This window comes from Thiomonas delicata, from assembly GCF_900088825.1.
GTDB classification, from domain to species: domain Bacteria; phylum Pseudomonadota; class Gammaproteobacteria; order Burkholderiales; family Burkholderiaceae_C; genus Thiomonas_A; species Thiomonas_A delicata.
In genome coordinates, this window is record NZ_LT592168.1 from 1 (window position 1) to 2,522 (window position 2,522).

2 protein-coding genes are annotated in these 2,522 nt (G+C 63.1%); both read left to right on the forward strand.

The features are described from left to right. The first annotated feature begins 115 nt into the window (after nt 1-115). Nucleotides 116-1,642 carry an IS21 family transposase gene (istA, locus tag THIARS_RS00015; RefSeq protein ID WP_094158949.1) on the forward strand — a complete coding sequence of 509 codons (1,527 nt, stop codon included), beginning with the start codon at nt 116-118 and terminating at the stop codon, nt 1,640-1,642. Next, nucleotides 1,635-2,450 carry an IS21-like element helper ATPase IstB gene (gene istB, locus THIARS_RS00020; RefSeq protein WP_094158948.1) on the forward strand — a complete coding sequence of 272 codons (816 nt, stop codon included), beginning with the start codon at nt 1,635-1,637 and terminating at the stop codon, nt 2,448-2,450. The genes istA and istB overlap by 8 nt, the downstream gene beginning before the upstream one ends. Nucleotides 2,451-2,522 lie beyond the last annotated feature (72 nt).

A 2,522-nucleotide genomic window follows, 5' to 3' on the forward strand; every position in this document is an offset into this window, starting at 1 on the left:
TGTTGATTCATTTCCAAAACTGGGCCATTTGGGGACGCGTTCACGTTGAAATCTGAGCCACGTTGCCGCTCTATCGTGCTGAGTTTTTCAGCACAGGGGAGCAGGAGTGATCAACGTGAGCACATTGAGCAAGTTGCGCCGCCTCGTGCTGAGGCAGGACGTGTCGGTGCGCGAGGCCAGCCGCAGGCTGGGCATCTCGCGCAACACAGCCACCAAGTGGCTCAAAGATGGTCAGATGACCGAGCCCAGATACCCTCAACGGGTGTCAGGTCCCAGCATCCTGGATCCGTACAAGGAGCAGTTGAGCCAGTGGCTCAAAGCCGATAGCCATCGCAGCAAACGCGATCGGCGCGGGATCAAGGCGATGTTTGAAGCGCTGCGGGCGCAGGGCTACAGCGGCAGCCGGGGGCCGGTGTACACATTTGCCCAGCGCTGGCAGCAAGAGCAAGGCAACGCGGCACGCGGCGCGGGGTTTATACCGCTGAGCTTCGAGTTGGGCGAGGCGTTCCAGTTCGACTGGAGCTGCGAGTACCTCTTCATCGGTGGGCTGCGTCGCCGCCTGGAGGTGGCACACACCAAGCTGGCGGCCAGTCGTGCCTTCTGCCTGGTGGCGTACTACAGCCAGGCGCACGAGATGCTGTTCGATGCGCACGCGCGCGCGTTCGCTCTCTTCGGTGGCGTGCCCCGGCGGGGCATCTACGACAACATGAAGACGGCGGTGGACAAGGTCGGCCAGGGCAAGCAGCGCAGCGTCAACGCGCGCTTTGAGGCCATGACCGGGCACTATCTGTTCGAGCCGGAGTTCTGCAACCGGGCCGCCGGCTGGGAGAAGGGGGTCGTCGAGAAGAATGTTCAGGATCGGCGCAAGGACATCTGGCGCGAGGCCAGTGAACGGCGCTGGGGATCGCTTGGCGAGTTCAACGACTGGTTGCAGCAGGCCTGTGTGAAGGCCTGGGCCGAGATGAGCCACCCTGAATGGACGCAGCTCACGGTGGCCGATGTCTGGCAGGACGAACGGGTTCGCCTCATGCCCAACCCCCGAGCGTTTGATGGCTATGTGGAGCAGCCGGTTCGGGTCTCTGCCACTTCGCTGATCCACTTCCAGCGCAACCGCTATAGCGTGCCGTGCGAATGGATCCACGCGGTGGTCAGCTTGCGGGCCTATGCCGATGGTCTGCTGGTGGTCGGGCCTGACGGGCGACAGGTGCGCCTGGCGCGCAGCTTCGAGCGGGATCAGACGCTCTACGACTGGATGCACTACATCGCGCTGATCGAGCGCAAGCCCGGCGGGCTGCGTAACGGCGCACCCTTCAAGACCATGCCCGAACCCCTGCAGGAGCTGCAGCGCCAGTTGCTGCGCCACAGCGGTGGTGACAGGGTGATGGCGCAGGTGCTCATGGGCGTGAGCCTGCACGGCTTGGAGGCCGTGTTGGTGGCGGTGGAGCTGGCGCTGCAGTCCGGGCGGGTGAGTGCCGAGCATGTGCTCAACGTGCTATCGCGCTTGCAGGAGCAGCGCATGCCCGAGCCACCTGTGGCCACGAGGCTCACGCTCAACACGCCGCCACTGGCCAACCTGCAGCGTTACGACGCACTGCGCAGCCTCCCGCTTCACGAGGCTTCACCGGAGTCCGACCATGCATGACGTCATGGATGCCTTCAAGGCGCTGGGCTTGCATGGCATGGCCAGTGCATGGCCGGAGGTGCTGGGAACCGCCCGCATGAAGTCGCTTGATCACGAGGCCGTGCTGCACCAGCTCATCAAGGCCGAGACCGCGCAGCGCGAGGTGCGCTCCATGGCTTACCAGATGCGCGTGGCGCGGTTCCCATCGCACCGCGATCTCGCTGGCTTTGACTTTGCTCACACGCCAATCGATGAGGCGTTGGTGCGCCAGCTGCACACCCTTGGCTTCGTGGACTCGGCGCACAACGTGGTGCTGGTCGGCGGCCCCGGAACGGGCAAAACCCACCTGGCCACGAGCCTGGGAATCGAGGCCATCCGCATGCATGGCAAGCGGGTGCGCTTCTTCTCCACGGTGGAGCTGGTCAATGCCCTGGAGCTGGAGAAGGCGCAGAACAAGTCTGGGCAAATGGCACACCGGCTGATGTACGTCGATCTGGTGATCCTGGATGAACTGGGCTACCTGCCGTTCACGCAATCAGGCGGCGCGATGCTGTTCCACCTGCTCTCCAAACTGTACGAGCGAACGAGCGTGGTGATCACCACCAACCTCACCTTCTCGGAATGGAGCAGCGTCTTCGGCGACGCCAAGATGACCACGGCTTTGCTCGACCGCCTCACGCACCACTGCCACATCGTGGAGACCGGCAATGAGAGCTGGCGATTCAAGCATTCCAGTGCCGCTGGCGCGGCACCACCAAAGCCACGCGGCAAAGCGCAGAAAGGAGATCGAAAAACAGCAGACCCGATAGACTTATCCACAACCGAGTAGCCAAAACATCCATCAACCCAGTGGCTCAGCATTCGACGTGATCACTGGCTCAGTTGTGCCGATGAATCAACA

Coding starts and splice junctions, on each gene's coding strand:
- istB (WP_094158948.1), top strand. CDS start 1,635: ATGCATGACGTCATGGATGCCTTCAAGGCGCTGGGCTTGCATGGCATG.